The sequence below is a fragment of the Luteolibacter sp. SL250 genome, assembly GCF_026625605.1.
In the GTDB taxonomy this organism is placed as follows: Bacteria; Verrucomicrobiota; Verrucomicrobiia; order Verrucomicrobiales; family Akkermansiaceae; genus Luteolibacter.
Genome location: NZ_CP113054.1, coordinates 2,440,656 through 2,464,640, shown reverse-complemented (window position 1 = coordinate 2,464,640; position 23,985 = coordinate 2,440,656). Strand labels below are relative to the sequence as shown.

General features: G+C 63.0%; 18 protein-coding genes. 13 read left to right on the top strand and 5 right to left on the bottom strand.

Annotation, left to right across the window (positions count from 1 at the left end):
* The first annotated feature begins 37 nt into the window (after nt 1-37).
* From OVA24_RS10865 to OVA24_RS10840, 6 genes are all read left to right on the top strand, one after another.
* Nucleotides 38-814 (top strand): class I SAM-dependent methyltransferase, encoded by a 777-nt coding sequence (locus tag OVA24_RS10865; RefSeq protein WP_267669806.1) that lies wholly within the window; start codon nt 38-40, stop codon nt 812-814.
* Nucleotides 815-891: 77 nt separating this feature from the next.
* Nucleotides 892-2,442 carry an OpgD/OpgG family glucan biosynthesis protein gene (locus OVA24_RS10860; protein WP_267669805.1) on the top strand — a complete coding sequence of 517 codons (1,551 nt, stop codon included), beginning with the start codon at nt 892-894 and terminating at the stop codon, nt 2,440-2,442.
* Nucleotides 2,418-3,005 (top strand): hypothetical protein, encoded by a 588-nt coding sequence (locus OVA24_RS10855; RefSeq protein WP_267669804.1) that lies wholly within the window; start codon nt 2,418-2,420, stop codon nt 3,003-3,005. The genes OVA24_RS10860 and OVA24_RS10855 overlap by 25 nt, the downstream gene beginning before the upstream one ends.
* 4 nt (nt 3,006-3,009) lie before the next feature.
* On the top strand, nt 3,010-5,151 hold the full coding sequence (gene mdoH, locus OVA24_RS10850; RefSeq protein ID WP_267669803.1) for a glucans biosynthesis glucosyltransferase MdoH: 2,142 nt from the start codon (nt 3,010-3,012) through the stop codon (nt 5,149-5,151).
* Between the two features lie 62 nt (nt 5,152-5,213).
* A complete protein-coding gene (locus OVA24_RS10845) occupies nt 5,214-6,845 on the top strand; it encodes a fumarate hydratase (protein WP_267675264.1) in 1,632 nt (543 codons plus the stop codon).
* 5 nt (nt 6,846-6,850) lie between these two features.
* Nucleotides 6,851-7,456 carry a L,D-transpeptidase gene (locus tag OVA24_RS10840; RefSeq protein ID WP_267675263.1) on the top strand — a complete coding sequence of 202 codons (606 nt, stop codon included), beginning with the start codon at nt 6,851-6,853 and terminating at the stop codon, nt 7,454-7,456.
* 281 nt (nt 7,457-7,737) lie between these two features.
* Here the strand turns inward: OVA24_RS10840 and OVA24_RS10835 are convergent, their stop codons facing one another.
* Entirely contained in the window at nt 7,738-8,100 is a 363-nt protein-coding gene (locus OVA24_RS10835) for a hypothetical protein (protein ID WP_267675262.1), read from the bottom strand.
* A 6-nt stretch (nt 8,101-8,106) separates the two neighbouring features.
* A complete protein-coding gene (locus tag OVA24_RS10830; RefSeq protein WP_267675261.1) occupies nt 8,107-8,490 on the bottom strand; it encodes a hypothetical protein in 384 nt (127 codons plus the stop codon).
* A gap of 221 nt (nt 8,491-8,711) precedes the next feature.
* Here OVA24_RS10830 and OVA24_RS10825 point away from each other — a divergent pair, with 221 nt between their 5' ends.
* Nucleotides 8,712-11,486, top strand: coding sequence for a bifunctional aconitate hydratase 2/2-methylisocitrate dehydratase (locus OVA24_RS10825; protein ID WP_267675260.1), 2,775 nt, complete (start codon nt 8,712-8,714; stop codon nt 11,484-11,486).
* Nucleotides 11,487-11,923: 437 nt separating this feature from the next.
* The gene (gene acnA, locus OVA24_RS10820) at nt 11,924-14,602 is read left to right on the top strand and encodes an aconitate hydratase AcnA (RefSeq protein WP_267675259.1); all 2,679 of its coding nucleotides are present in this window, start codon (nt 11,924-11,926) and stop codon (nt 14,600-14,602) included.
* A gap of 12 nt (nt 14,603-14,614) precedes the next feature.
* Here the strand turns inward: acnA and clpB are convergent, their stop codons facing one another.
* Entirely contained in the window at nt 14,615-17,191 is a 2,577-nt protein-coding gene (gene clpB, locus OVA24_RS10815) for an ATP-dependent chaperone ClpB (protein ID WP_267675258.1), read from the bottom strand.
* Nucleotides 17,192-17,326: 135 nt separating this feature from the next.
* Here clpB and OVA24_RS10810 point away from each other — a divergent pair, with 135 nt between their 5' ends.
* Nucleotides 17,327-18,061, top strand: a complete 735-nt coding sequence (locus OVA24_RS10810; protein WP_267675257.1) for a GDSL-type esterase/lipase family protein — start codon at nt 17,327-17,329, stop codon at nt 18,059-18,061.
* 16 nt (nt 18,062-18,077) lie between these two features.
* On the opposite strand, the gene OVA24_RS10805 is transcribed toward OVA24_RS10810, so the two are convergent.
* Entirely contained in the window at nt 18,078-19,301 is a 1,224-nt protein-coding gene (locus tag OVA24_RS10805; RefSeq protein ID WP_267675256.1) for a hypothetical protein, read from the bottom strand.
* Between the two features lie 138 nt (nt 19,302-19,439).
* Between OVA24_RS10805 and OVA24_RS10800 the strand changes: the two genes are divergently transcribed.
* Entirely contained in the window at nt 19,440-20,528 is a 1,089-nt protein-coding gene (locus OVA24_RS10800) for an Ldh family oxidoreductase (protein ID WP_267675255.1), read from the top strand.
* Between the two features lie 25 nt (nt 20,529-20,553).
* Here the strand turns inward: OVA24_RS10800 and OVA24_RS10795 are convergent, their stop codons facing one another.
* The gene (locus tag OVA24_RS10795; RefSeq protein WP_267675254.1) at nt 20,554-20,964 is read right to left on the bottom strand and encodes an HIT domain-containing protein; all 411 of its coding nucleotides are present in this window, start codon (nt 20,962-20,964) and stop codon (nt 20,554-20,556) included.
* Between the two features lie 66 nt (nt 20,965-21,030).
* On the opposite strand from OVA24_RS10795, the gene OVA24_RS10790 reads away from it, so the two are divergent.
* The 3 genes from OVA24_RS10790 to OVA24_RS10780 all read left to right on the top strand — a co-directional run bounded on the left by OVA24_RS10790 (nt 21,031) and on the right by OVA24_RS10780 (nt 23,964).
* Nucleotides 21,031-23,208, top strand: coding sequence for an excinuclease ABC subunit UvrB (locus tag OVA24_RS10790; RefSeq protein ID WP_267675253.1), 2,178 nt, complete (start codon nt 21,031-21,033; stop codon nt 23,206-23,208).
* A gap of 24 nt (nt 23,209-23,232) precedes the next feature.
* The gene (locus OVA24_RS10785) at nt 23,233-23,538 is read left to right on the top strand and encodes a hypothetical protein (RefSeq protein WP_267675252.1); all 306 of its coding nucleotides are present in this window, start codon (nt 23,233-23,235) and stop codon (nt 23,536-23,538) included.
* Between the two features lie 72 nt (nt 23,539-23,610).
* Complete coding sequence (locus tag OVA24_RS10780; protein ID WP_267675251.1) at nt 23,611-23,964, top strand: hypothetical protein; 354 nt, start codon at nt 23,611-23,613, stop codon at nt 23,962-23,964.
* The last annotated feature ends 21 nt before the right edge of the window (nt 23,965-23,985 follow it).

Genomic DNA, 23,985 nt, shown 5'->3' with positions numbered 1-23,985 from the left:
CCCTTGCCGCATCGCGGCTTCCTGATACATCGCACGGATGCCGCAGCCCTACGTCTCCCTCGAAGCCGAGTTCCATGACGCCTTCTGGGCGGAGGACGACGATGCGACGGAAGTTTCCCTGATGGAGCGCTTCCTGGCTTCCCACCCGGGGCGGGCTCTGGAGATCGGCTCCGGCTCCGGCAGGTTGCTGCTGCCGCTGCTGGCGGACCACCCGGAGGTGGAGGGACTGGAGCTTTCCGATGACATGATCCGCCTGTGCCGGGAAACGGCGGAACTGGCGGGCGAGCAGGTCGTGGTCCACCGCGGGGACATGACCGACTGGAAAGCGGAAAAAAACTACCGCTCCCTGCTGGTGCCCGCTTTCACTTTCCAACTCGCAGAGGACCCTGCGGCCACCCTCCGCCACTGGCGGACCCTGCTGGAGGACGGCGGCGGGCTCTACCTGACCGTCTTCATCCCATTCGCCGAACTGGAGGGCGACATGGAGGAAGACGTCTGGCATCCGGACCATGTGGCCCCTCTGGCCGACGGCCGGACGGCGAAACTCGACACCCTGCACCGGATCGACCCGCAGAAGCAAATATTGGAGCGCCGGCACCGCTATTACTTCGCCGATGCACCCGCCGACTTCCACGAATCCCGCCAGACCCTGCGATGGTTCGCCCCCCAACAAATGCACGATCTTCTCTCCACCGCCGGATTCCACGTAACGGAAGCGTTCGTGGACTTCGATCCCTCCCGTCCGGCCACCCGGCGGAAGATCGATGATTCCGACGGCATCCTCACCTTCCACGCCACCACCGGGCAGGCCTGAGATTTTATGCAAAATTCACGGCGTCAGACCATCGGCCTCGTTGACTTTTCAAACAGTTTGTCCCTATGAACAACGCCGTGCCACGGACTCTCGTTCTGTTATCCACCCTCACCGTTCTCACCCCTTCGGCTTTTTCCCAGACATGGGAACGCGAGGATGTGACCTTCCCCTCCATTGAGAGCCGGGCGAAAGACCTCGCCAACAAGCCCTACGTGGCTCCGGACAAGGGCGGCCTGCCTGACTGGATGAAGAACCTGACCTACGACCAGTACCGGGATATCCGCTTCAACCCGGACCAGGCGTTGTGGGCGGGTGACAAGCTCCCCTTCCGGGCGATGCTGTTCCACCCCGGCTATATCTACAACGAGCCGGTCCGGCTGAACGAATTCACCGCGACCCACACCCAGCGCATCCGCCTGGCGGAGGCGTTCTTCAACTACGGTCCGTTGGTGAAGAAGCACGGCGACCTGCCCGCCGACGGCGGTTTCGCGGGTTTCCGCCTCCACGCTCCCCTCAACAACGAGTATTTCGATGAGCTGGCCGTTTTCCAAGGTGCCAGCTACTGGCGCGCACTGGGAAAAAACCAACGCTACGGTATCTCCGCACGCGGCATCGCCGTGGATACCGGCTCGGAGGGAGTCAAAGAGGAGTTCCCCCAGTTCCGGGAATTCTGGCTGCGCAAACCGGACGCCAATGACAAGTCCGCCACCGCCTACGCCGTGCTGGACGGCCCGTCCTACACCGGCGCGTATTCCTTCAAGATCGAGCCGGGCGAGGACACCACCGTCAACGTCACCGCCGTGCTTTTCGCCCGCAAGGAGGTGAAGCGCCTCGGCATCGCACCGATGTCCTCCATGTTCTGGTTCGGTGAGAATTCCCGCCGCCGCTTCGACGACTTCCGCCCGGAGGTCCACGATTCCGACGGCCTTTCCATCCGTATGAGCACCGGCGAGCGCCTGTGGCGTCCGATTACCAACGACACGAACAAGCTCGAGTTCAGCTTTTTCGAAATGGACAAGTGTGAGGGCTTCGGCCTGCTCCAGCGCGACCGCCGTTTCAGCGCCTATGAGGATGCGGAGGCAAACTACCACATGCGCCCGTCCCTCTGGATCGAACCCACCTCCGACTGGGGTTCCGGCCGTGTGATGCTGATGGAGATCCCCACCACCAACGAGCTTTCCGACAACGTCGTCGCGCTCTGGGAGCCAAAGGAAACGCCGAAAGCGGGCGACCGTGTGGAGTTCTCCTACAAGCAGCATTGGACCGTCGCGGAGGACCCCTCCATGGCAGGCGGCCGCGTGATCGCCACCCGCACCGGTCTCCACGACTGGCAGCCGGAACAGCGCACCATCGCCGTGGAGTTCGCCGGACCGAATCTTGAGAAACCGGATGAAAAGCCGCTCCAAGCGCTGGTTCAGGGCGTGGGTCCGAATGCGGAGAAGATCAAGATTTCCGGCGTCGCCGTGCAGAAGCTGCCGGAGAACCGCTGGCGCGTCGGCTTCCAGGTCTCTCCCGCCGCGGAAGGCGGCAAACTCGCCGATGTCGGACAAGTGGAACTGCGCTGTTCCCTCCGCCGCGGCGAATCCGAGTTCCTCACCGAGACATGGGTCTACCGAATCAATCCCTAGAACCGTTCCGTCCGCTCACGGAAAACGAGCTGGACGAATGGGAACAGGCCTACGCTGCGGTGGAGGCCTACCTGCAGGCTCTCCGCATCCGTAACCGCCTGCTCGCCGCGGAACTGGTCCGGGGCATCCTGTGGCGCGCATCCGCCCGGGCTGCCAACGAGCCGGAGAAGACACCGCGTTTTCTCGCGATGGAGGAGGCGCTGGCGGAGATCGCCAACTGGACCCAGGACGTGCTGGATGAGCCGCTGGAGAACCGCCGCCTCGCCGCGCGGGGCCGCCTCGCGCTGTTGCTGGCGGGCATGCCCGGCAAGTGGCAGGGCGTCTTCCTGACCCCGCCGCCATGGCCGCCGGAATTCGTCGATTCCATGCGGAAGTCCTACCTCGCCGCCGGCCCGCAGTTCGCGGAGCTGACCATGATCCCCGCCCCCCTGGAACTCAACGCGCTGGGTTCCGGTGCAGCCCAGTGGCAGAACACAATGAACCGCCGGCCCATCCTGCGGAAGCTGTTCATCCTCGGCGTCCTCGCCACCATCGCGGGCATCATCTACCTTATTGTTTACTGAATCCATGGAGGGCCACGATCCCACAGCCGACATCAAGACGGAACGGCGCTACTACGGCCGTTTCAAAACCACGGTGCGGCGCTTCATCTTTTTCAGCACCGTGCTGGTGGTGACCACAGTCTCCAGCCTCTGGCTGGCGGACCTGTTCTACCGCGACGGCTACCACAAGGTGAACGGCATCCTGCTCGGCATCTTCATCGTCCTCAACGGCCTGCTCACCCTCGGCTCGCTCCACGCCGTGTTCGGCGCGATCGACATGCTGCTGGGGCGCAAGCAGGCGGTCCGCATCACCAAGCTGACCGACGGGATGGATGGTCCCCTCTCCCGCCGCTTCGCGGTGGTGATGCCGATCTACAACGAGGATTCCCACAAGATCTGCGCCCGTATCGAGGCGATCTACCGCTCGATCGAAGCCACCGGCCACCTGGAGTCGTTCGACTTTTTCATCCTCAGCGACACCCGCGACCTCGACCTGTGGGTGCTGGAGGAAACCGCTTGGACGAACCTCTGCCGGAACCTGGACGCCTTCGGCAAGATCTACTACCGCCGCCGGAAAAAGAATGAGAACCGGAAGGCCGGAAACATCGGCGACTTCGTCCGCACCTGGGGCGGCGGTTATGAGGGCATGGTCGTGCTGGACGCGGACAGCCTGATGGACGGCGGGGACATCCTCAAGATGGCCCGCGTGATGGAGGCGCACCCCCGCCTCGGCATCCTCCAGACCCCGCCGAAGCTCATCCGCGGCAATTCCATCTTCACCCGCCTGCAGCAGTTCGCCATGCGGCTCTACGGTCCGCTGTTCATCCGCGGGCTGAACTTCTGGCAGCTCGGTGGCGGCAGCTATTGGGGCCATAACGCGCTCATCCGCCTGAAGCCGTTCTCCGATTATTGCGAACTTCCCGACCTCCCGGGCAAGGAACCCTTCGGCGGGAAGATCCTCAGCCACGACTTCGTGGAGGCGGCGCTGATGGTCTCCCAGGGCTGGGAAGTATGGCTCGCCTGGGACATCGAGGGTACCTACGAGGAAGCCCCGCCGACGCTGGTGGACCACCTCATCCGCGACCGCCGCTGGTGCCAGGGCAACCTCCAGCACATGTGGCTGATCTTCGCTCGGAATCTCCCGTTCAGCGTGCGGATGCACCTTTTCATGGGCATCATGGCCTATCTGGGCAGCCCGGTATGGTTCCTATTTCTGATGGTCGGCACCTGGCTTGCCTGGGAGCGGGAGCGAAGCGACCTGAGCGCCTTCCCGTTCGAGAGTTTCGTGGAGCGCTGGCTGCACATAGGCCGCGGGGAACAGAGCATCATCCTCACCATCTTCGTCTTCACCCTCCTGTTCCTGCCGAAGATCCTCGCCGTCACCGGAGCGATCCTGGTGCCGCGCATCCGCCGCTCCTTCGGCGGGTTCTTCCCGCTGGTCACCGGCCTCACCGTGGAAACCGTGGTCTCCATCCTGCTGGCACCGTGCATCATGGCGTCCCACACCATGATGGTGGTCAGCATCTTCCTGGGGCGCGCGGTCGGCTGGGGCAACCAGAACCGGGAGACGGACGGCACCGCATGGGCGGACGCTTTCCGCGTGCACCTGTTCCCCACGGTGCTCGGCATCGCCTGGAGCTTCGTCGCCTTCAGGATTTCACCGACCTTCGCCGCCTGGATGTCCCCCATCCTGCTCGGCCTCGTCCTTTCCATTCCGGTCTCGGTCATCACCAGCCGCACCCGCTACGGCATCGCGCTGCGCCGCAGCAACATCCTGGCCACCCCGGAAGAGATCGACACACCATCCGTCATCCTGCTCGCGGATGCGGCGAAGTCCTCCCATGACCCAGCGCTGGACTCCTCCGCGGAACACCGCCAGGGGGTCATCGCCGCGATCGTGGACCCTTATGTGAACGGCGTGCACGTCTCACTGCTTGAGTTTTCCGAACTGACTCCGGCCGGGGAGGCACTCGCGGAACGCTGCCTGAGCGAAGGCCCCGCCGCCCTCTCCAAGGCTGAGATGTCCGAGCTGATGTACCTCGCCCCCGCCATGCTACACATGCACCGCTCCGTCTGGCTGCGCTCCACCGAGGGCATCCACTCCGTCTGGACGCAGGCACTGGAAAGCTACCGCCGCCGACTGGACAGCCACACGCCTGAGGCCTGATTCCGCAATTCCCGTTTGCCCCGGTGCCGCTCCCCGTCTAGAGATCGGCGCAGCAGCAACCCATGGCCGAGAAACCATTCTTCTACCAGGACCCATTCCCGCTCGGTCCGGACACCACGGAATACGAACTCCTCACCACGGACTTCGTCTCCACGGCGGAATTCAACGGAAAGACGATCCTCAAGATCGACCCGCAGGCGCTCACCCTGCTCGCCGCGGAGGCGATCAAGGCGGTGAATTTCACCCTCCGCCCGGCCCACCTGGCGCAGGTGGCCGCCATCCTCGACGATCCTGAAGCCACCGACAACGACCGCATGGTCGCGCTGATGCTGCTGAAGAACGCGGAGATCGCCGCGAAGGGTATCCTCCCCGCCTGCCAGGACACCGGCACCGCCACCATCGTCGGCAAGAAAGGCCAGCAGGTGTGGACCGGCTGCGATGACGCCGAATTTCTCTCCCAGGGCATCCACCAGACCTACACCAAGGAAAACCTCCGCTACTCCCAGACCGCACCGCTGGATATGTATGAGGAGGTCAACACGAAGACCAACCTGCCCGCGCAGATCGACCTCTACGCCACGGAGGGAGAGGCCTACAAATTCCTCTTCGTCAGCAAGGGCGGCGGCTCCGCCAACAAGACCTTCCTCTACCAGGAAACGAAGGCGCTGCTGAACCCGAAGCGGCTGAAGGAATTCTGCGTGGAGAAAATGAAGTCGCTCGGCACCGCCGCGTGCCCACCCTACCACATGGCCTTCGTCATCGGCGGCACCTCCGCGGAGAACTGCCTGAAGACGGTGAAGCTGGCCTCGACCAAATACTACGACGCCCTGCCGACCACCGGCAACGAACACGGCCGCGCCTTCCGCGACATCGAGCTGGAAAAGGAACTGCTGGAGCTGGCCAGGAACGTCGGCATCGGCGCACAGTTTGGCGGGAAATACCTCGCCCTGGACATCCGGGTCGTCCGGCTTCCGCGCCACGGTGCCTCCTGCCCCGTCGGCCTCGGTGTTTCCTGTTCCGCCGACCGACAGGCGAAAGCGAAGATCACCAAGGACGGCATCTTCCTTGAGAAGCTGGAGAAGAACCCCGGCCGCTTCATCCCGGAGAAATACCGCGACTGGAAGTTCAAGGGCGTGGCCATCGATCTCGACGAGGGGATGGAAAAGACGCTCGCCACGCTTTCCAAGTATCCGGTCACCACTGCCCTCTCGCTCAACGGCACCATCATCGTCGCCCGGGACATCGCCCATGCGAAGCTGAAGGAGGTCCTGGAGAAGGAGGGAGACCTGCCGGACTACTTCAAGAAATACCCCGTTTACTACGCCGGCCCGGCGAAGACCCCCGCAGGCATGGCCAGCGGTTCCTTCGGCCCGACCACCGCGGGCCGGATGGACAGCTATGTCGATCTGTTCCAGGAACACGGCGGTTCCATGGTCATGCTGGCGAAGGGCAACCGCTCCCAGCAGGTGACGGATGCCTGCAAGAAACACCGCGGATTCTACCTCGGCTCAGCCGGTGGTCCGGCCGCCCTGCTGGCTCAGGACCACATCAAAAGCCAGGAGGTCGTCGCCTTCCCGGAACTGGGCATGGAAGCGGTCTGGAAAATCACCGTGGAGAACTTCCCCGCCTTCATCCTGGTGGATGACAAGGGCAACGACTTCTTCCAGCAGATCAACAACTGCCCCGTTTGCTGAGCCGCATGAACCTCCGGAACGCCATCCTGCCGTTCGCCCTGGTGCTCACCGCCGGGCTGCTCCCGTCCTGCTCCATCATGCAGAAACCGGGAGCCGGTCTGGCCGCCTACCAGAACTATGACCGCCCGGCGAAACTGCCCGGAAACCCGGACAACGTGACGGTGAAGATCTCCATCCGCCGCCAACGCGCGTACGTGATGGAAGGACAGCAAATGTTGCTGTCGATGCCCGTTTCCGTGGGCACTCCCTCCACACCAACCCCACGCGGGCATTTCCGGATCACCGACAAACAGGAGAAACGCCGGACCAAGAACGGCTCCCCCACCCCCTATTGGTGCGGTTTCGCTCCGAAGCTGGGCTTCCACACCGGCTGGCTGAAGCACTACCCCTGCACGGACGGCAGCATCCGCATGCACGAAAATCTGGCTCCGAAGTTCTTCCGCCTGGTGAAGCGCGGCACTCCGGTCGAAATCGCCTACGCCCAGACCGAGGATTTAGCGCAGTGGCGCATGCCCCTGCCTCCGGATTCCGGCCCGCTGCCGGACTACCCCGCCAGCTTCTACAAGGGCGACGGTTATTTCCGGCAGCACAAGGAGCCGGTCTTCCAGTAAGGAGGGAGGACACTCCTGTCCTCCGGCTGCAACCGGAACCCAAAGCAAAGGCATCGGAGGGATAGATCCATCTGTTCTTTCATTCGCCAATGCCGCCGGTGGACAAGAGTGTCCAACCTCCTTACTCGGTTGCAACGGGAACGCGGGGCAAAACGAAGGGCAAGGCAGCTGTGCCGCAATGTCCACCCTCCCTTACCCCTTCAAACTCCGCACGCCAATCACGTGGTCCGTCACCGTCTGTTCCTCAACAGCATCCAGTCCGGCGTGGCCGATCATTTACACTATTCCTTCTGACGATCCGGTTCGGGTCGGTTTTTCCGGATGACGAAAGGCCTTTTGGCATCCCTTCGTTCGCGCCGATACCACATAACCGCGTACCAGCATACGGAAATGAAATGGGCGGCAATGAGTCCTAACACCAGATAGACGTTGAGGTCTGATCCAGTCGCCTCCTCTTCTCCACCACCGGGATGAGCTTTCTGAAAAATCGACTCGGCCTGTACCCAGAGTGCTTCGGACTGGGAACGGCTGGGGTCTCCTGAATTTACAATCAGATACGAAGACACCGCGAGAACCAGCGCGACCGCATAAATCCAGACGCGCGGCTTCCAACTCAACTTCCGGCGATCCTGGAAAACGCTCATGGAACCTTACCCCTTCAAACTGCGCACGCCGATCACATAATCCATCACCGCCTGTTCCTCGACGGTGCCCAGTCCCGCGTGGCCGATCATTTTCGGCAGTTTCCGCTCCCAGCGATCCTCATCGATCGCCTGGGGCAGCATGTAGTTGTGGCACTCCCCGCATTTCAGCATGTAGACCTCATGGCCGCGCTGGAGGCGGCTGAGGGATTTGCCGGATTTCGAGGCCATTTCCGCACTGGGGTTCGGGACGTCGGAAATTCCCCCTTCCGCTGGCTCATCCCCTGCTAAATCCCCCATCTGACCCTTGCTGGCCCCGTTTCCGCCACCCGCGCACGCCACCAATCCGAACACCGCAAATCCAGCCACCAACACGAGCCATGGGTTTCTCATGGCCCGGAGGCTTCCACACCCGGCCCGCTTGCTCAACCCCTGAAATTTTCCTCCCCGCATTTACCGGGAACATTTTTGACAAATCGCCCTTCTTCAATAACCTCCGCCCGTCCCCGCTGACAATCGCAAGACGCCGTCAATCTACCACAAAGCTCCGCTCAACGGACGCCCCGTGCGCATCCGGCGCCGACTGAACGACTTTCATCCATCGATCCACGAAAATGCACCTATATCAGGACTATCTGGCAGAAATTGAGGAACGCAAAACCGCCGGTTTGCACCCCAAACCCATCGATGGCGGTGAGCTGGCGGCCGAAATCATCTCCCAGATCAAGGACCCTTCCAACGAACACCGGAAGGATTCCCTCAACTTCCTGATCTACAACACCCTCCCCGGCACCACCAGCGCGGCGGGAGAGAAGGCGCGCTTCCTGGAAGAGATCATCCTCGGCAAGGCCACGGTGGAGGAAATCTCCACCCCGTTCGCCTTCGAGCTGCTGTCCCACATGAAGGGCGGCGCCTCCATCACCACCCTCCTCAACCTCGCTCTCGGGGACGATGCCGACATCGCCAAGCAGGCCGCCGAGGTCCTCAAGACGCAGGTTTTCCTCTACGACGCCGACACCTCACGCCTCAAGGAAGCGTTCAAGGCCGGCAACCCGATCGCCAGGGAAGTTCTCGAGAGCTACGCCGCCGCCGAGTTCTTCACCAAGCTGCCTCCCGTCCCCGGTGAGGTCCAGGTCGTCACCTACATCGCCGCCGAGGGTGACATCTCCACCGACCTCCTTTCCCCCGGCAACCAGGCGCACTCCCGCTCCGACCGCGAGCTGCACGGCAAGTGCATGATCGACGCGGACGCCCAGGGGCGCATCCAGGCCCTGCAAAAGCTCCATCCGGACAAGAGTGTCATGCTCATCGCCGAAAAGGGCACCATGGGCGTCGGCTCCTCCCGGATGTCCGGCGTGAACAACGTCGCCCTTTGGACCGGCAAGCAGGCCAGTCCGTTCGTGCCGTTCGTCAACATCTTCCCAGTCGTCGCGGGCACCAACGGCATCTCCCCGATCTTCCTCACCACCGTCAGCGTGACCGGCGGCATCGGCCTCGATCTCAAGAACTGGGTCAAGAAAACCGACGAGGAAGGGAAGGTCGTCAAGGACGCCAATGGCGATCCGGTGCTGGAGCAGGCCTACTCAGTCGAAACCGGAACCGTCCTCACCATCAACACCAAGGAGAAGAAACTCTACGGCAACGGCAAGGAGCTGGCCGACGTGTCCTCCGCCTTCACTCCGCAGAAGCTGGAGTTCATCCGCGCGGGCGGCTCCTACGCCATCGTCTTTGGCAAGAAGCTCCAGACCTTCGCCGCGGAGACCCTGGGCATCAAGGCCCCCGTCGTCTTCGCCCCATCCAAGGAAATCTCCCACCACGGCCAGGGCCTCACCGCCGTTGAGAAGATCTTCAACCGCAACGCCGTCGGCACCACCCCGGGGCTGATCCTGCACGCGGGCTCCGACGTCCGGGTGAAGGTCAACATCGTCGGCTCCCAGGACACCACCGGCCTGATGACCTCCCAGGAGCTGGAGGCCATGGCCGCCACCGTCATTTCGCCCACCGTGGATGCCGCCTACCAGTCCGGCTGCCACACCGCCTCCGTCTGGGACAAGAAGGCGCAGGCCAACATCCCGAAGCTGATGTCCTTCATGCAGCGGTTCGGCCTCATCACCGCCCGCGACCCGAAGGACGGCTATCACGCCATGACCGACGTCATCCACAAGGTCCTCAACGACCTGACCGTGGACGACTGGGACATCACCATCGGCGGTGACTCCCACACCCGCATGTCGAAGGGCATCGCCTTCGGTGCGGACTCAGGCACCGTCGCCCTCGCCCTCGCCACCGGTGAGGCCACCATGCCCATCCCGGAATCCGTCAAGGTCACCTTCAAGGGAACGCTCAAGCCCTACATGGACTTCCGCGACGTCGTCCACTCCACCCAGGCGCAGATGCTGAAGAAATTCGGCGAGAACGTGTTCCAGGGCCGCGTCATCGAGGTCCACATCGGCACCCTCCCCGCTGACCAGGCGTTCACCTTCACCGACTGGACCGCCGAGATGAAGGCGAAGGCCTCCATCTGCATCTCCCAGGGCGAAACCCTCATCGAGTCCCTGGAGATCGCGAAGAGCCGCATCCAGATCATGATCAACAAGGGCATGGACAATGAGGTCCAGGTCCTCCAGGGACTCATCGACAAGGCCGACAAGCGCATCGCCGAGATCCAGTGCGGCGAGAAGCCGCCGCTCGCCCCGGATGCCACCGCGAAGTACCGTGCCGAGCTGGTGGTCGATCTCGACGTCATCGACGAGCCGATGATCGCAGACCCGGACGTGAACAACGAGGACGTGTCCAAGCGCTACACCCACGACGTCATCCGCGGCCTTTCCTACTACGGTGGCACGAAGGCGGTTGACCTCGGCTTCGTCGGTTCCTGCATGGTCCACAAGGGTGACCTCAAGATCGTCTCCAAGATGCTCCGCAACCTGGAGCACACCCAGGGCAAGGTGGAATTCAACGCCCCGCTCGTTGTCGCCGCGCCGACCTACAACATCATCGACGAACTGAAGGCCGAAGGCGACTGGGACATCCTCCAGAAGTATTCCGGATTCGAGTTCGATGACAAGGCGCCGAAGACCGCCGCCCGCACCGAATACCAGAACATGATGTATCTGGAACGCCCGGGCTGCAACCTCTGCATGGGCAACCAGGAGAAGGCGGAGAAAGGTGACACCGTCATGGCCACGTCCACCCGTCTCTTCCAGGGCCGCGTGGTCGAGGATTCCGAGCGGAAAAAGGGCGAGTCCCTCCTTTCCTCCACCCCTGTCGTCGTCCTCTCCGCCATCCTCGGCCGCACGCCGAGCCTGGAGGAATACAAGGACGCCGTCGCGGGCATCGACCTCACCACCTTCGCCCCACCGGTGAAGGAGATGGTGGCGAACTTCTGACAGAGCGCGGACTCCGGTCCGCTGCCTTCCGAGGGTTTGAAATCGGAAGGCCCAGGGCATTCTTTTCAACGCAGATTAAGAGGATTACATGGATTCCGCAGATTAAGAAGGGCAGGTCAGCGTTGGATGAAAGTAACTCCAGCGCTGAACGGGAATCCGCGAAATCCTTCTTAATCCTCTTAATCTGCGTTTGAAGGAAGGCCACTTTGCTCTAACAGTCATCACCAGTCCTTGGCGGCATTGAATCTCAGTCGCCTTCAGGGTTGATCCCATGAGCCGTCACGTGCCTTCTATGGTATCCTCTCTTAAAGCGGCGGAGGGCCGCCGCGCTCCATGAGCTGGCGCAATGTCACGGCACCCCGATGAGGACGAATGTGTACCAAAATCGGGAATCCCCTCTGGCAGAATCCTGACTGCTGTTGTATGGATGGTAGCATATGGACACTCTCAGAACCTTCACCACCGGTTCCAGCACAGAGGGAAAGTTCCACTCCCTGCCGGCCCTTGCGGATCAAGGGTTTCCGAACCTCTCACGCTTGCCCGTTTCCATCCGCATCGTCCTGGAGTCCCTGCTCCGCAACAACGACGGACTGAAGGTCACCGAGAGGGACATCCGCAACCTGGCCGCCTACCATGCCGCGGCTCCGGGCGACTATGAGATCCCCTTCGTGGTGGCCCGGATTGTCCTCCAGGACTTCACCGGCGTGCCGCTGCTGGTGGACCTTGCCGCCATGCGCTCCGCGGTGGACCGGATGGGGCGCGATGCGAAGATGATCGAGCCGTTGGTCCCGGTGGACCTGGTGGTGGATCACTCCGTGCAGGTGGACTTCGCCGGGACCGGCGCGGCCTTCGAGCGGAACCTCGATCTGGAGTTCCACCGCAACCGCGAGCGCTACGAGTTCCTGAAATGGGGTGAGCAGGCGTTCGATACCTTCAAGGTCGTGCCCCCGGGCATCGGCATCGTCCACCAGGTGAACCTGGAGTATCTGGCGAAGTGCGTGCTGGAGAAAGACGGCGTCTTCTATCCGGACACGCTGGTGGGCACGGACTCCCACACCACCATGATCAATGGCCTGGGCGTGGTTGGATGGGGCGTCGGCGGCATCGAGGCCGAGGCCGGGATGCTCGGCCAGCCGGTGACGTTCCTGGTGCCGGAAGTCGTCGGGGTATATCTGACCGGCGCGCTCGTTACCGGAGTCACCGCCACGGACCTGGTGCTGGTGGTGACCGAGTTGCTGCGGAAGACGAAGGTCGTCGGCAAGTTCGTCGAGTTCTACGGACCGGGCGCGAGGGCGCTCAGCCTGCCGGACCGCGCCACCATCGCCAACATGGCGCCAGAGTATGGCGCGACCATGGGCTTCTTCGGCATCGACGAGGTGACCACCAGCTATCTGGAGAGCACCGGCCGCCCGCCGGAGCTGTGCAGGACCGTGGAGAACTACTACAAGGCGCAAGACCTGTGGGGCATCCCCACCGACCGCAACGCGCTGGATTTCACCCAGGTGGTGGACCTCGACCTTTCCACCGTGAAACCCGGCGTCGCCGGACCGAAACGGCCGCAGGACCGCATCGATCTGGACAACCTCAAGGTGAAGTGGGGCGAACTGCTCGCCGCACCGGTGAAGGACGGCGGCTTCGACAAGACTGGCAGCAAGACCGCCGTCGTCCACGTGGACAGCAAGGACGGCGTGCCGGACAAGATCGGCCACGGGTCCGTCCTCATCGCCGCCATCACCAGTTGCACGAACACCTCGAACCCCAGCGTGATGCTCGCCGCCGGCCTGCTGGCGCAGAAGGCGAACGCCTACGGCCTGACGGTGAAGCCGTCCGTGAAGACGTCCCTCGGCCCTGGATCCCGTGTCGTCACCGACTACCTCACCAAGACCGGCCTGCAGGCGGAGCTGGACAAGCTCGGCTTCCAGACCGTCGGTTACGGCTGCACCACCTGCATTGGCAACTCCGGTCCGCTGGACAGCGGCATCGAGAGCGTGGTCAAGGCGGAGGACATCGTCGCCGCTTCCGTCCTTTCCGGGAACCGGAACTTCGAGGCCCGTGTCCACCAGTCCATCCGGGCGAATTTCCTGATGTCCCCTCCCCTCGTCGTCGCCTTCGCCATCGCGGGCACCGTGGACATCGACATGGCCACCGAGCCGCTCGGCAAAACACCGAAGGGAGATCCCGTCTATCTGAAGGACATCTGGCCGACCGCGGAGGAGATCACCGCGGCCATGGTCTCCTCCCTCCGCCCGGAGGTCTTCCAGGCCCTCTACACCGGCTTCTCCGACCAGAATCCGAAGTGGAATGAGATCAAATCCTCCACCGGTGACGTCTATGAGTGGGATCGGGAGTCCACCTACATCCAGGAGCCGCCGTTCTTCGACGGATTCTCCCCATGCCCCCGTGACATCGAGGAAATCCACGGCGCGCGCCCGCTCGGCATCTTCGGCGACTCCGTCACCACCGACCATATCTCGCCCGCCGCCGCCATCAAAATGGACAGCCCGGCCGGACGCTACCTCAGGGACAAGGGCGTTGGCTTCGCCGACTTCAACTCCTACGGCTCACGCCGGGGCAACGACCGCGTGATGACCCGTGGCACCTTCGCCAACGTCCGGATCAAGAACCTCATGGTTCCCGGTGTGGAGGGGGGCGTGACCAAGGTCGGCGACAACGTGGAGGCCATCTACGATGCGGCGGAGATCTACAAGGAAGACGCCATCCCCACCATCATCATCGGTGCGGAGGACTATGGCATGGGATCCTCCCGCGACTGGGCGGCGAAGGGCACCAACCTCCTCGGTGTGAAGGCCGTCATCACCAAGTCCTTCGAGCGGATCCACCGGTCCAACCTCGTCGGCATGGGCGTCCTGCCCTGCAACTTCGTGGACAAGGACGACTACGAGAAAGTGAAGGACCTGGCCGACGCCACCTTCGACCTCGTGGGCATCGACAACGACCTCAAGCCCATGCAGCAGGCGACGCTCCGCGTCCATCCCGCAAGGGGCAGGGCGTTCGACATCCCCGTCATCGTCCGCATCGATACCCCGGTGGAAAAGGCCTACTACCGCGCGGGAGGCATCCTCCCCTACGTGCTGGCGCAGATTCTGGAGAAGTAAGGAGCAGCGGTGTCACACAAGTGAGAAAGTCATCTGCCCGTTCTGGAGATCCGCACGGATGACGTCACCTTCCTTGAAGTTGCCGTCCAGCACCTCCAGGCTGAGCGGGTCGAGGAGATGATGCTGGATCGCACGCTTCAACGGACGGGCACCATACACTGGATCGTAGCCCTGGTTGCCCAGGTATTCCTTCGCATTCTCAGACAGCGCGAGCGCGAGGCCCTGTTTGGCCAGACGCTTGCGCACCCGCTCGAGCTGGAGATCGACGATGGTGGTCAGTTCGTCCCGCTGCAGGCGGTCGAAGATGATGGTTTCATCGATCCGGTTGAGGAACTCCGGCCGGAAGTGCGCGCGCAGGGCTTCGGTCACCTTCGCCTCGCGTTGCTCCGCATTCTCCTCCGTCAGGATGTACTGGGAACCGATGTTGGAGGTCATGATGAGCACGGTGTTGCGGAAATCCACGGTACGGCCCTGGCCGTCCGTGATACGTCCGTCATCCAACACCTGCAGCAGCACGTTGAAGACATCCGGGTGGGCTTTCTCGATCTCATCGAAAAGCACCACGGAGTACGGCTTCCTCCGCACCGCTTCGCTGAGCTGGCCGCCCTCGTCATAGCCGACGTAGCCGGGAGGCGCGCCGATCAGGCGGGCAACGCTGTGCTTCTCCATGTATTCCGACATGTCGATGCGGACCATCGCTCCTTCGTCGTCGAAGAGGAACTCGGCGAGCGCCTTTGAAAGCTCCGTCTTCCCGACCCCCGTCGGCCCGAGGAAAAGGAACGAACCGATAGGGCGGTTCTCATCCTGCAGTCCGGCACGGGCGCGCCGCACCGCGTTGGACACCGCCTTGATCGCCTTCTTCTGTCCGATCACACGTGCTCCCAGCCGCTCCTCCATGTGGACGAGCTTCTGCTTCTCCCCTTCCTGCAGGCGGTTCACCGGGATGCCGGTCCATGAGGAAACCACGCGGGCGATGTCCTCCTCCGTAACCTCCTCCTTCAGCATCGCACCGTTCGTCTGCAACGATGCGAGTTGGTCCTTCGCATCATCCAGCGCCTTGGTCGCCGCAGGCAGTTCGCCGTAGGTGATCTCCGACGCACGGGTCAGGTCACCGATCCGTTGGGCCTTCTCCGCCTCCGTCTTGAGGGTCTCGATCTGTTCCTGCGCCCCGCGCACGTCGTCGATGATCTCCTTCTCATTGCGCCACTGCGCCATCAGGCCGGAGGACTGCTCGCGGAGGTTCGCCTGCTCCTCCTTCACCTTTTCCAGACGCGCCGCGGATCCCTTGTCGGTTTCCTTCTCCAGCGCCTTTTTCTCCATCTCGAGCTGGAGGATCTGGCGTTCGAGCGTGTCGATCTCCGTCGGCATGGAATCCAGTTCGATCTTCAGCCGGGAGGCGGCCTCGTCCATCAGGTCCACCGCCTTGTCAGGCAGGAAGCGGTCTGAAATGTAGCGGTCCGACAACGTGGCGGCGGCGACGAGCGCACCGTCCTGGATGCGCACGCCGTGGTGCACCTCATAGCGTTCCTTCAGCCCGCGCAGGATGGCGATGGTGTCCTCCACCGATGGCTCGCCGACCATGACCGGCTGGAAGCGACGCTCCAGCGCAGCGTCCTTCTCAATGTGCTTGCGGTACTCGTCCAGCGTGGTCGCACCGATGGTGCGCAGTTCACCGCGGGCGAGCTGGGGCTTGAGCAGGTTGGAGGCATCCACCGCGCCCTCGCTGGCACCCGCGCCGACGATGGTGTGCAGCTCGTCGATGAACAGGATGATCTGGCCGTCCGAGTCCGTCACTTCCTTGAGAAAGGCCTTCAGCCGCTCCTCGAACTCGCCGCGGTATTTCGCGCCCGCCAGCATGCCGCCGAGGTCCATGGCGATCACGCGTTTGTTCTTCATCGAGTCCGGCACGTCGCCGGAAACAATGCGTCGCGCCAGTCCTTCGACGATGGCCGTCTTGCCGACGCCCGGCTCACCGATGAGCACGGGGTTGTTCTTCGTGCGCCGGGACAACACCTGCAGCACCCGGCGGATCTCGTGGTCCCGGCCGATGACCGGGTCGATCTTCCCGGCGCGGGCGCGGGCGGTCAGATCGTTGCCATATTTCTCCAGCGTCTGGTATTTTCCCTCCGGTTGGTCGTCCGTGACCTTCTGGGAGCCACGGACGCTGTCGATGGCTTCCTTCGCGGAGGCCTCCGTGAGTCCCGCTTCCTTGAGGAGTTTGCCCGCAGGCGAGTCTCCCTTCAGCGCACCGAGCAGGAAATGCTCCACGCTGAGGTAGTCGTCCCCCATGCCCTCGCGGATGGTGTCCGCCTCATCCAGCGTCGAGCGCAGGCCCACGCTGATCTGCGGTTGGGTGCTGGCTCCCTGCACGCGCGGCTCCCGGTCGAGCGCCGATGCCACCGCGATCTTCAGGTGGTTCGTGTCCACACCCGCCTTCTGCAGGATGGGAACGGTGATGCCTCCCTCCTGCTGGAGCAGGGCGAGCAGGACGTGCGCGCTCTTCAGCTCGGAATGCGACGACTTGGAGGCCAACCGCTGGGCGGACTGGAGTCCCTCCTGTAGCTTCTGGGTGATTTTTTCGAGTCCCATAATTTGATGCCACACAGTCCCCTAGCATTCGCTTTTATCAAATGGAGGATGTGGAAATTTTTGAAAAATCCGCGGATCCTCTGCCATTTTTTCCATCGTCATCCGTCCCCCTTTCCCCTCACCCTCCGGGCTGTCATGAAACTCGGAACCTTTCTCGCCCTCGCGCTCACCCCTGTCTTCGCGCTCGCCCAGCCCGCCGCTCCGGTGGCGGACGCCGACCGCTCCACCACCCCGGCCGACCGCCTCGCCGAGGCCTGGTGGAAGAACCGCTGGGAGGCGAAGGTGAAAGCCACTGCTGAGGCCCAGGACAGCCAGCTTGTCTTCCTCGGCGATTCCATCACCCAAGGTTGGGAAGGACCTGGCAAGAAAACGTGGGAGGAGAAGTTCGCCGCCTACAAGCCGCTGAACCTCGGCTTCTCCGGCGACCGCACGGAGCACCTGCTGTGGCGCATCGAGCAGGACAAGGAGAGCCTCAAGAAGCTCAACCCGAAGGTGGCCGTCATCCTCATCGGCACGAACAACACCGGCCACCAGCAGCGGCCCGCTGGAGAAACCACCGGCGGCATCAAGGCCACGCTCGGCGCGCTCCATGCCATCTGGCCGCAGACCAAGCTGCTTGTCCTCTCCGTCTTTCCCCGTGGCGCGGACGCGAACGACCCGCACCGCAAGCTGAACGACGCGATCAATGCGGAAGTCGCAAAGCTGGCGGACAAAAAAACCATCTTCGTGCAGGACATTTCCTCCTCACTCATGAACGCGGATGGCACCCTTTCCAAGGACATCATGCCGGATCTGCTGCACCTTTCCCCGAAGGGTTACGAGCTGTGGGCCGCCGCCATCGAGCCGAAGCTGAAGGAGCTGGGCCTGTAAGCCCGCTCCGCCAACTTCAGGAGTAGCCCTCCACCGTGCGCCGCAGGATCTCCGAGATCCGGCGGCGTTCCTTTTCCCCGATTTCCGGAAAATCCTTCCCCTGCTCCAGCACTTCCTTCAGCCGGGAAAAGACCGCGCCTTTCACCCGTGGCGGCAGTACCTTGAATGCCTGGGAATGGATCATGTAGGAACAACGGTTCTTGAACAGCCGGCTGCCAAGCTGGAACTCCGCCAGCGTGCCACCGTCGTCCGCCTTTGGATACCGAGCGGTGAAAACATCCTGGAAAGCCGTGTCCCCATCGACCCCGCCGTCCCCCATCGGGGCCTCGTCCTTGAACAGCATGGCATCCACGATGGACTCCGCGTGTTCGTCCGCCGTCTTCCCCGCACGGCCGTCATCCGGATCAGCAGCCGGTTCCAGGGTCCTCGAAAACCAGTGCATCCGCCGGTATTCCATGGAGGCGGAGACCAGCAGGTTGTGCATGCGGCACTGATGCTCCAGCACCATCAGGGAAACGATGTCGCTGGTGTTGCGGAGGTATTTCGAAACGTCGATCACCCCGTCCAGCGTGCGGTGTTGCACGGCTTCGGTGACTCCGTCGCGCTCATCCGCCTCCGTGTAGATCCGGTTGCCCAGATGTGGCAGCGAACTGTTCCCGGTGACGTAGTAGCCGCCCCAACGGATAGGAATGGGGCTGCGGGCGTCGATGTGGTCCATCCCCAGCTTCAGGATCAGGTGGCCGTCCTCGTCCGGATGCACCGAGCGAATGAGCACTCCCGGCACCGACTCCGTACGACGGGTGCCATGGCAGGCAAGGCAGGCATTGCCATCCCTGGCGACGATCTTCGCGGGATCTTTCTGCGTGAGGTCGATCAGATAAAAGGTCATGCCCAGCACCGGGTCATGCGTGATGACTTCGATGTCTCCTCCCGGCACGAACCCCACGTAGGAATTCTCGTTGAAGTAAAGGCATCGCGGATTCTTCGGGCGGATCAGCGCGTTCTGCTGGCTGGTCTGGGAATAGACCAGCACCTGGGACTCCACCGGAACATCCAGCATCTCCAGCACGGCCGCCAGTTTCTGGAGATCAGTCTCCCCCCTCAGCGTCGTTTTACCGGAGGCAAGATCCTCCGCCAGCCGGGCGATACGGTCCGTCGCCTGTGTGTCCGAGTAACGGATCGGCTCCATTTCCCAGAACTCCACCGCACTCGCCGTTCCGCAGAAGGCGCTCAGGATCATGACGGAAAACCGCTTCAACACCCCGAAGCTGAATCCCCGGGCGGCGGCCCGCAAACCGAAATCCGTACCACTTTCATACCACTCGACAACCCGGGCCGTTCCATCTTTTCATGTCTCTGAACAGTTGCATACAAATCCATGTCCGAATTTCTCGTCATTCCCCGCGCCGACCACGATTCGCTAGTCATCGCCGCCTACCAATCCCGCGGTTACTCCGCGGATGAAGCCGCCGAGGGCGCGAAGCTGGCCGCGGAAGCAGCCCGCCACGGCATCCGCACCCACCACGCGCTGAAGGCGCTGCACCTGGACCACCTTTTCGGCTCGGAGATCGGCGGTTGCGTTCCCGGCGCGGAGATCGAGGTGCTGCCATCCCGCTTCCCCGCTTCCGAGCGCTGGAACGCGAACAAGAAACTCGGCCAGTCCGTGGCCTACCGCGCGATCGACCGAGCCATCGAACTGGCGGACCAATACGGCGTCGGCCAGATCGCCGTGGATAACACCTTCCACTACCTCTGGGGCGGTGGTTACGTGATGGAGGCCGCGGAGCGCGGCTACTACGCCTACACGAACTGCACCTCCACCCTCGCGGAGGTGGTTCCTTTCGGCGGGAAGTTCCCGACGCTGGGCACCAACCCGCACTCCTGGGGCATCCCGAGCACGGAGGCGAACGGCTTCCCGATCGTGATGGACTGGGCGACCTCCACCGTGGCCATGGGCCGCGTGCAGGCACTGAAACGCGAGGGCAAGCAACTGCCTCCCGGAGCAGCCGTGGACAAGGACGGCCAGCCGACCAACGACCCGCACCAGGTGGCGGCGCTGCTGCCCTTCGGCGGCCACAAGGGCTACGGCATGTCCCTGCTCAACGAAATCTTCGGCGGCCTCATTGGCGGCTCGCTCCCGACCATCCGTGGCCGTGAGACGACCATCCCCGGCGAAAAGACCACCACCGTTTTCTACTTCCAGGTCATCCATCCGGACGCCCTTTCCGGCGGCAACTTCGCGCAGGGCCGCACCCAGCAGGGCAACCTGAAGGCGGTGCTGGACGACGTCCTGGGCCACGGCAATGAGAACGCCATGCTCCCGGGCCAGATCGAAGCCGGTTTCCGCAAGCGTTCCGACGAAGCGGGCGGCATCCTGTTCACGGACGCCGAAGTGGCGGAGTTCAATGAACTGGCCGCCAGCCTCGGCCTGGCGCAGTGGGATGTTTCCGCGCTGAAGCGGGCCTGATGATCCACCGCGAGCCGTTACCGCATCACTCCAGATCGAGGGCGATGCGGGCGGTCTCGCGGATCTCCTCCACCTCCTCATCGGTGTAGGCCTTCTTCCCGTCAAAGGCCCAGACGGTGCCGGGCCATGCGGGATCCCCGCTTGTCCGCCCGATGATGTGGATGTGCATCTGGCGGACGATGTTGCCGATGCAGGCGACATTGAGCTTTTCCGGAGAGAAGTGGGATTCCGCGAACTCCGAGACATGGCGAACGGCTTCCAGCACCTCGGTGTAGCGATCCGGTGGAAGCTGGTGCAGGTCCTCAACACCCTCCACTTCCGGGACCAGGATGAACCAAGGGAACAGCGCGTTGTTCTTCAGCAGCAGTCGGCACCCGGCGGTCCTGCCCAGCGCGAAGCCACCAGTTTCCAACTTGGGATCGAGCGTGAATGCCATGCCTGAGAAAGGCATCATCGGTGGCCCTTGTCACCCCCGGATTCCGGGTTTAGCCTCGCAGGGCAGATGCCCTTCAAACTCGCCAGCGAATACCAACCCCAGGGTGACCAGGCGCAGGCCATCGCCAAGCTGACAAAGTCCCTGCGGGCGGGGAACCGCCACCAGACGCTGCTGGGCGTGACCGGCTCCGGCAAAACGTTCACGATGGCGAATCTGATCCGGGAGACCGGCAGGCCGACGCTGATCATGAGCCACAACAAGACGCTCGCGGCGCAGCTTTACTCCGAGTTCAAGAACTTCTTCCCGCACAACGCGGTCGAGTATTTCGTCTCCTACTTCGACTACTACCAGCCGGAGGCCTACATCCCGCGGAGCGACACCTACATCGAGAAGGATTCCTCCATCAACGATGAGATCGAGCGGCTGCGGCTCAGCACCATGGGATCCCTGCTCACCCGCAGCGACACCATCGTGGTGGCCTCCGTTTCCTGCATCTACGGCCTCGGTTCGCCGGAGGACTACAAGGGACGGATGCTGAAGGTGTGGAAAGGCCAGCGGATCACCCGGGAGGAATTTCTCAGCGAGCTGGTGGGCATGCTTTTCGAGCGGAACGACATCGCCTTCAGCCGGGGGAAATTCCGCGTGCGCGGGGATGTGGTGGAGATCCACCCCGCCTACCTGGAGAACACCGCCATCCGGGTGGAGTTTTTCGATGACGAGGTGGAACGCATCACCAGCATCCACACCGTCTCCGGCCATGTGATCGACCGGCTGGAGGAGCACACGTTTTTCCCGGCGAAGCAGTTCGTCACGGAGGGGAACAAGATGCGGAAGGCGGTGGTCGCCATCCGGGAGGAGATGACGGAGCAGGTGGCGAAGTTCGAGAAGGAGGGCAAGCTCATCGAGGCACAGCGCCTGCGCATGCGGACGGAGTATGACCTGGAGATGATGGCGGAGATGGGATTCTGCCAGGGCATCGAGAACTACTCCCGCCACCTCACCGGGCGCGAACCCGGCGCGCGTCCGCACACGCTGCTGGATTTCTTTCCCCGCGACTTCCTGCTGCTGGTGGATGAGAGCCACGCCACCATCCCCCAGGTCGGCGGCATGTTCGAGGGAGACAAGAGCCGCAAGACTGTGCTGGTGGACCACGGCTTCCGCCTGCCCAGCGCACTGGACAACCGGCCGCTGCGTTTCGACGAGTTCATGCAGATGACGGACCAGCGGGTCTACGTTTCCGCGACGCCCGCCGCCTTCGAGATCGTCAACTCCCGCCCGGAGAACAAGGCGTGGATCCCGGTGAAGTCCCGCGATGACATGGGCGGCTTCACCCACATCGACCTGAAGAAGCTGCGGGTGAAACCCAGTGGCAACGAGGAACCGGTGGAGGCGTTCGATCCGTCGAAGCGCGGCACCCCGCTGGTCGTGGAGCAGATCATCCGCCCGACGGGCCTGCTGGACCCCACCCTCACCCTCCGGCCGCTCAAGCACCAGATCGACGAAACCATCGAGCTCTGCCGCCAGCGCGTGGAACGGAAGGAGCGGGTGCTGGTCACCACCCTCACCAAAAAGACGGCGGAGGACCTGTCGGAGTATCTTCAAGGCACCGGCCTGAAGGTGCGCTATCTGCACTCGGACATCGACGCGATCGAGCGGGTGGAGATCCTGCGGCAACTGCGCGCGGCGGCTTTCGACATCCTCATCGGCATCAACTTGCTGCGGGAGGGTCTGGACCTGCCGGAAGTCTCGCTGGTCTGCATCCTGGACGCGGACAAGGAAGGCTTCCTGCGGAATGAAACCTCACTCATCCAGACGGCGGGACGCGCCGCGCGCCATGTCGGCGGCGAGTGCGTGCTTTTCTGCGACAACGTCACGGACTCCATCCAGCGTCTGATCGACGTGACGGAATACCGCCGCAGCCGCCAGATCGCCCACAACGAGGAACACGGCATCACCCCGCAGAGCGTGAAGCGGGCGGTGCAGCAAAGCCTCCAGACCCACGAACGCACGGTGGCGGGCGCGGACCAGCTCAACGCCTCCCTCGTTGCCGAGGATGCCGCCGCCTATGACAAGGTCCGGGTCATCGCGGAACTGGAGGAGGAGATGCGCGAGGCGTCCTCCCGGCTCGAGTTCGAGCGGGCGGCCCACCTTCGCGACCAGATCAACGCCCTGAAGAATGGCAGAACGCCCGCCGAACCTGCTGTGGCGGTGAAATATCCGAAAGGACGCCGTCCGAAGAGATAAGCCATCATTCGATTTCCGGGGCACTTGACCGGATGTCACAATTTCCTCACGGTTCCGGCTGTGTTCAGCGCGAAGGCAGACCGCCCTTATTTCGACACCTGGCTCAAGCGGACGCGCAAACAGTTCGCCGTCAGCGGACGCCTGTCACAAACCGCCCTGCTCCTGTCCCGGGAGGAAGGCGGCACCCCGGAAACCTGGGCTGACCGGCTGCGGAACCTGCTGGACGGCCATGAGGTCCCGTCCCTCGATCTGCTGACCCGGATCGACACCATCCTTTCCCACACACCACCACCTCCTTCTGGCCAGGACAGCCAAGGCTCCCTTTGGTGACCATCCCTTTCCCTGCTCCAACCCATCCCGATGCACCGCCTTCCTTCCCAATCCGCAGTCACACGATTCCGTGTGGCTGCTTATCTTTATATCCTGTTCATCCTGCTGGTGATCGCCGGTGCCGGCTACCTCGGCTGGGCGCTCTTCAACAACCATCCCCAGCATGTTATTTTCGCGGCTTCCTCCATCGGTGGCGCGGTGGCCGTCTTCATCTTCCACTGGATCACGGCGTCCCGTGTCCGCTGCCCGCTGTGCCTGGTTCCGTCAATGGCGAGGAAGAACTGTTCGAAAAACCGCAACGCGAAGCGGCTGATGGGCAGCTACCGGCTGAAGGTTGCGAGTTCCATCATCCTGCACAACCATTTCCGCTGCCCGTATTGCAACGAACCGACGGTTCTGGAGGTCCGGCAGCGCCGGAACGCCTGAAGACTCGGTATTTGACAGAAT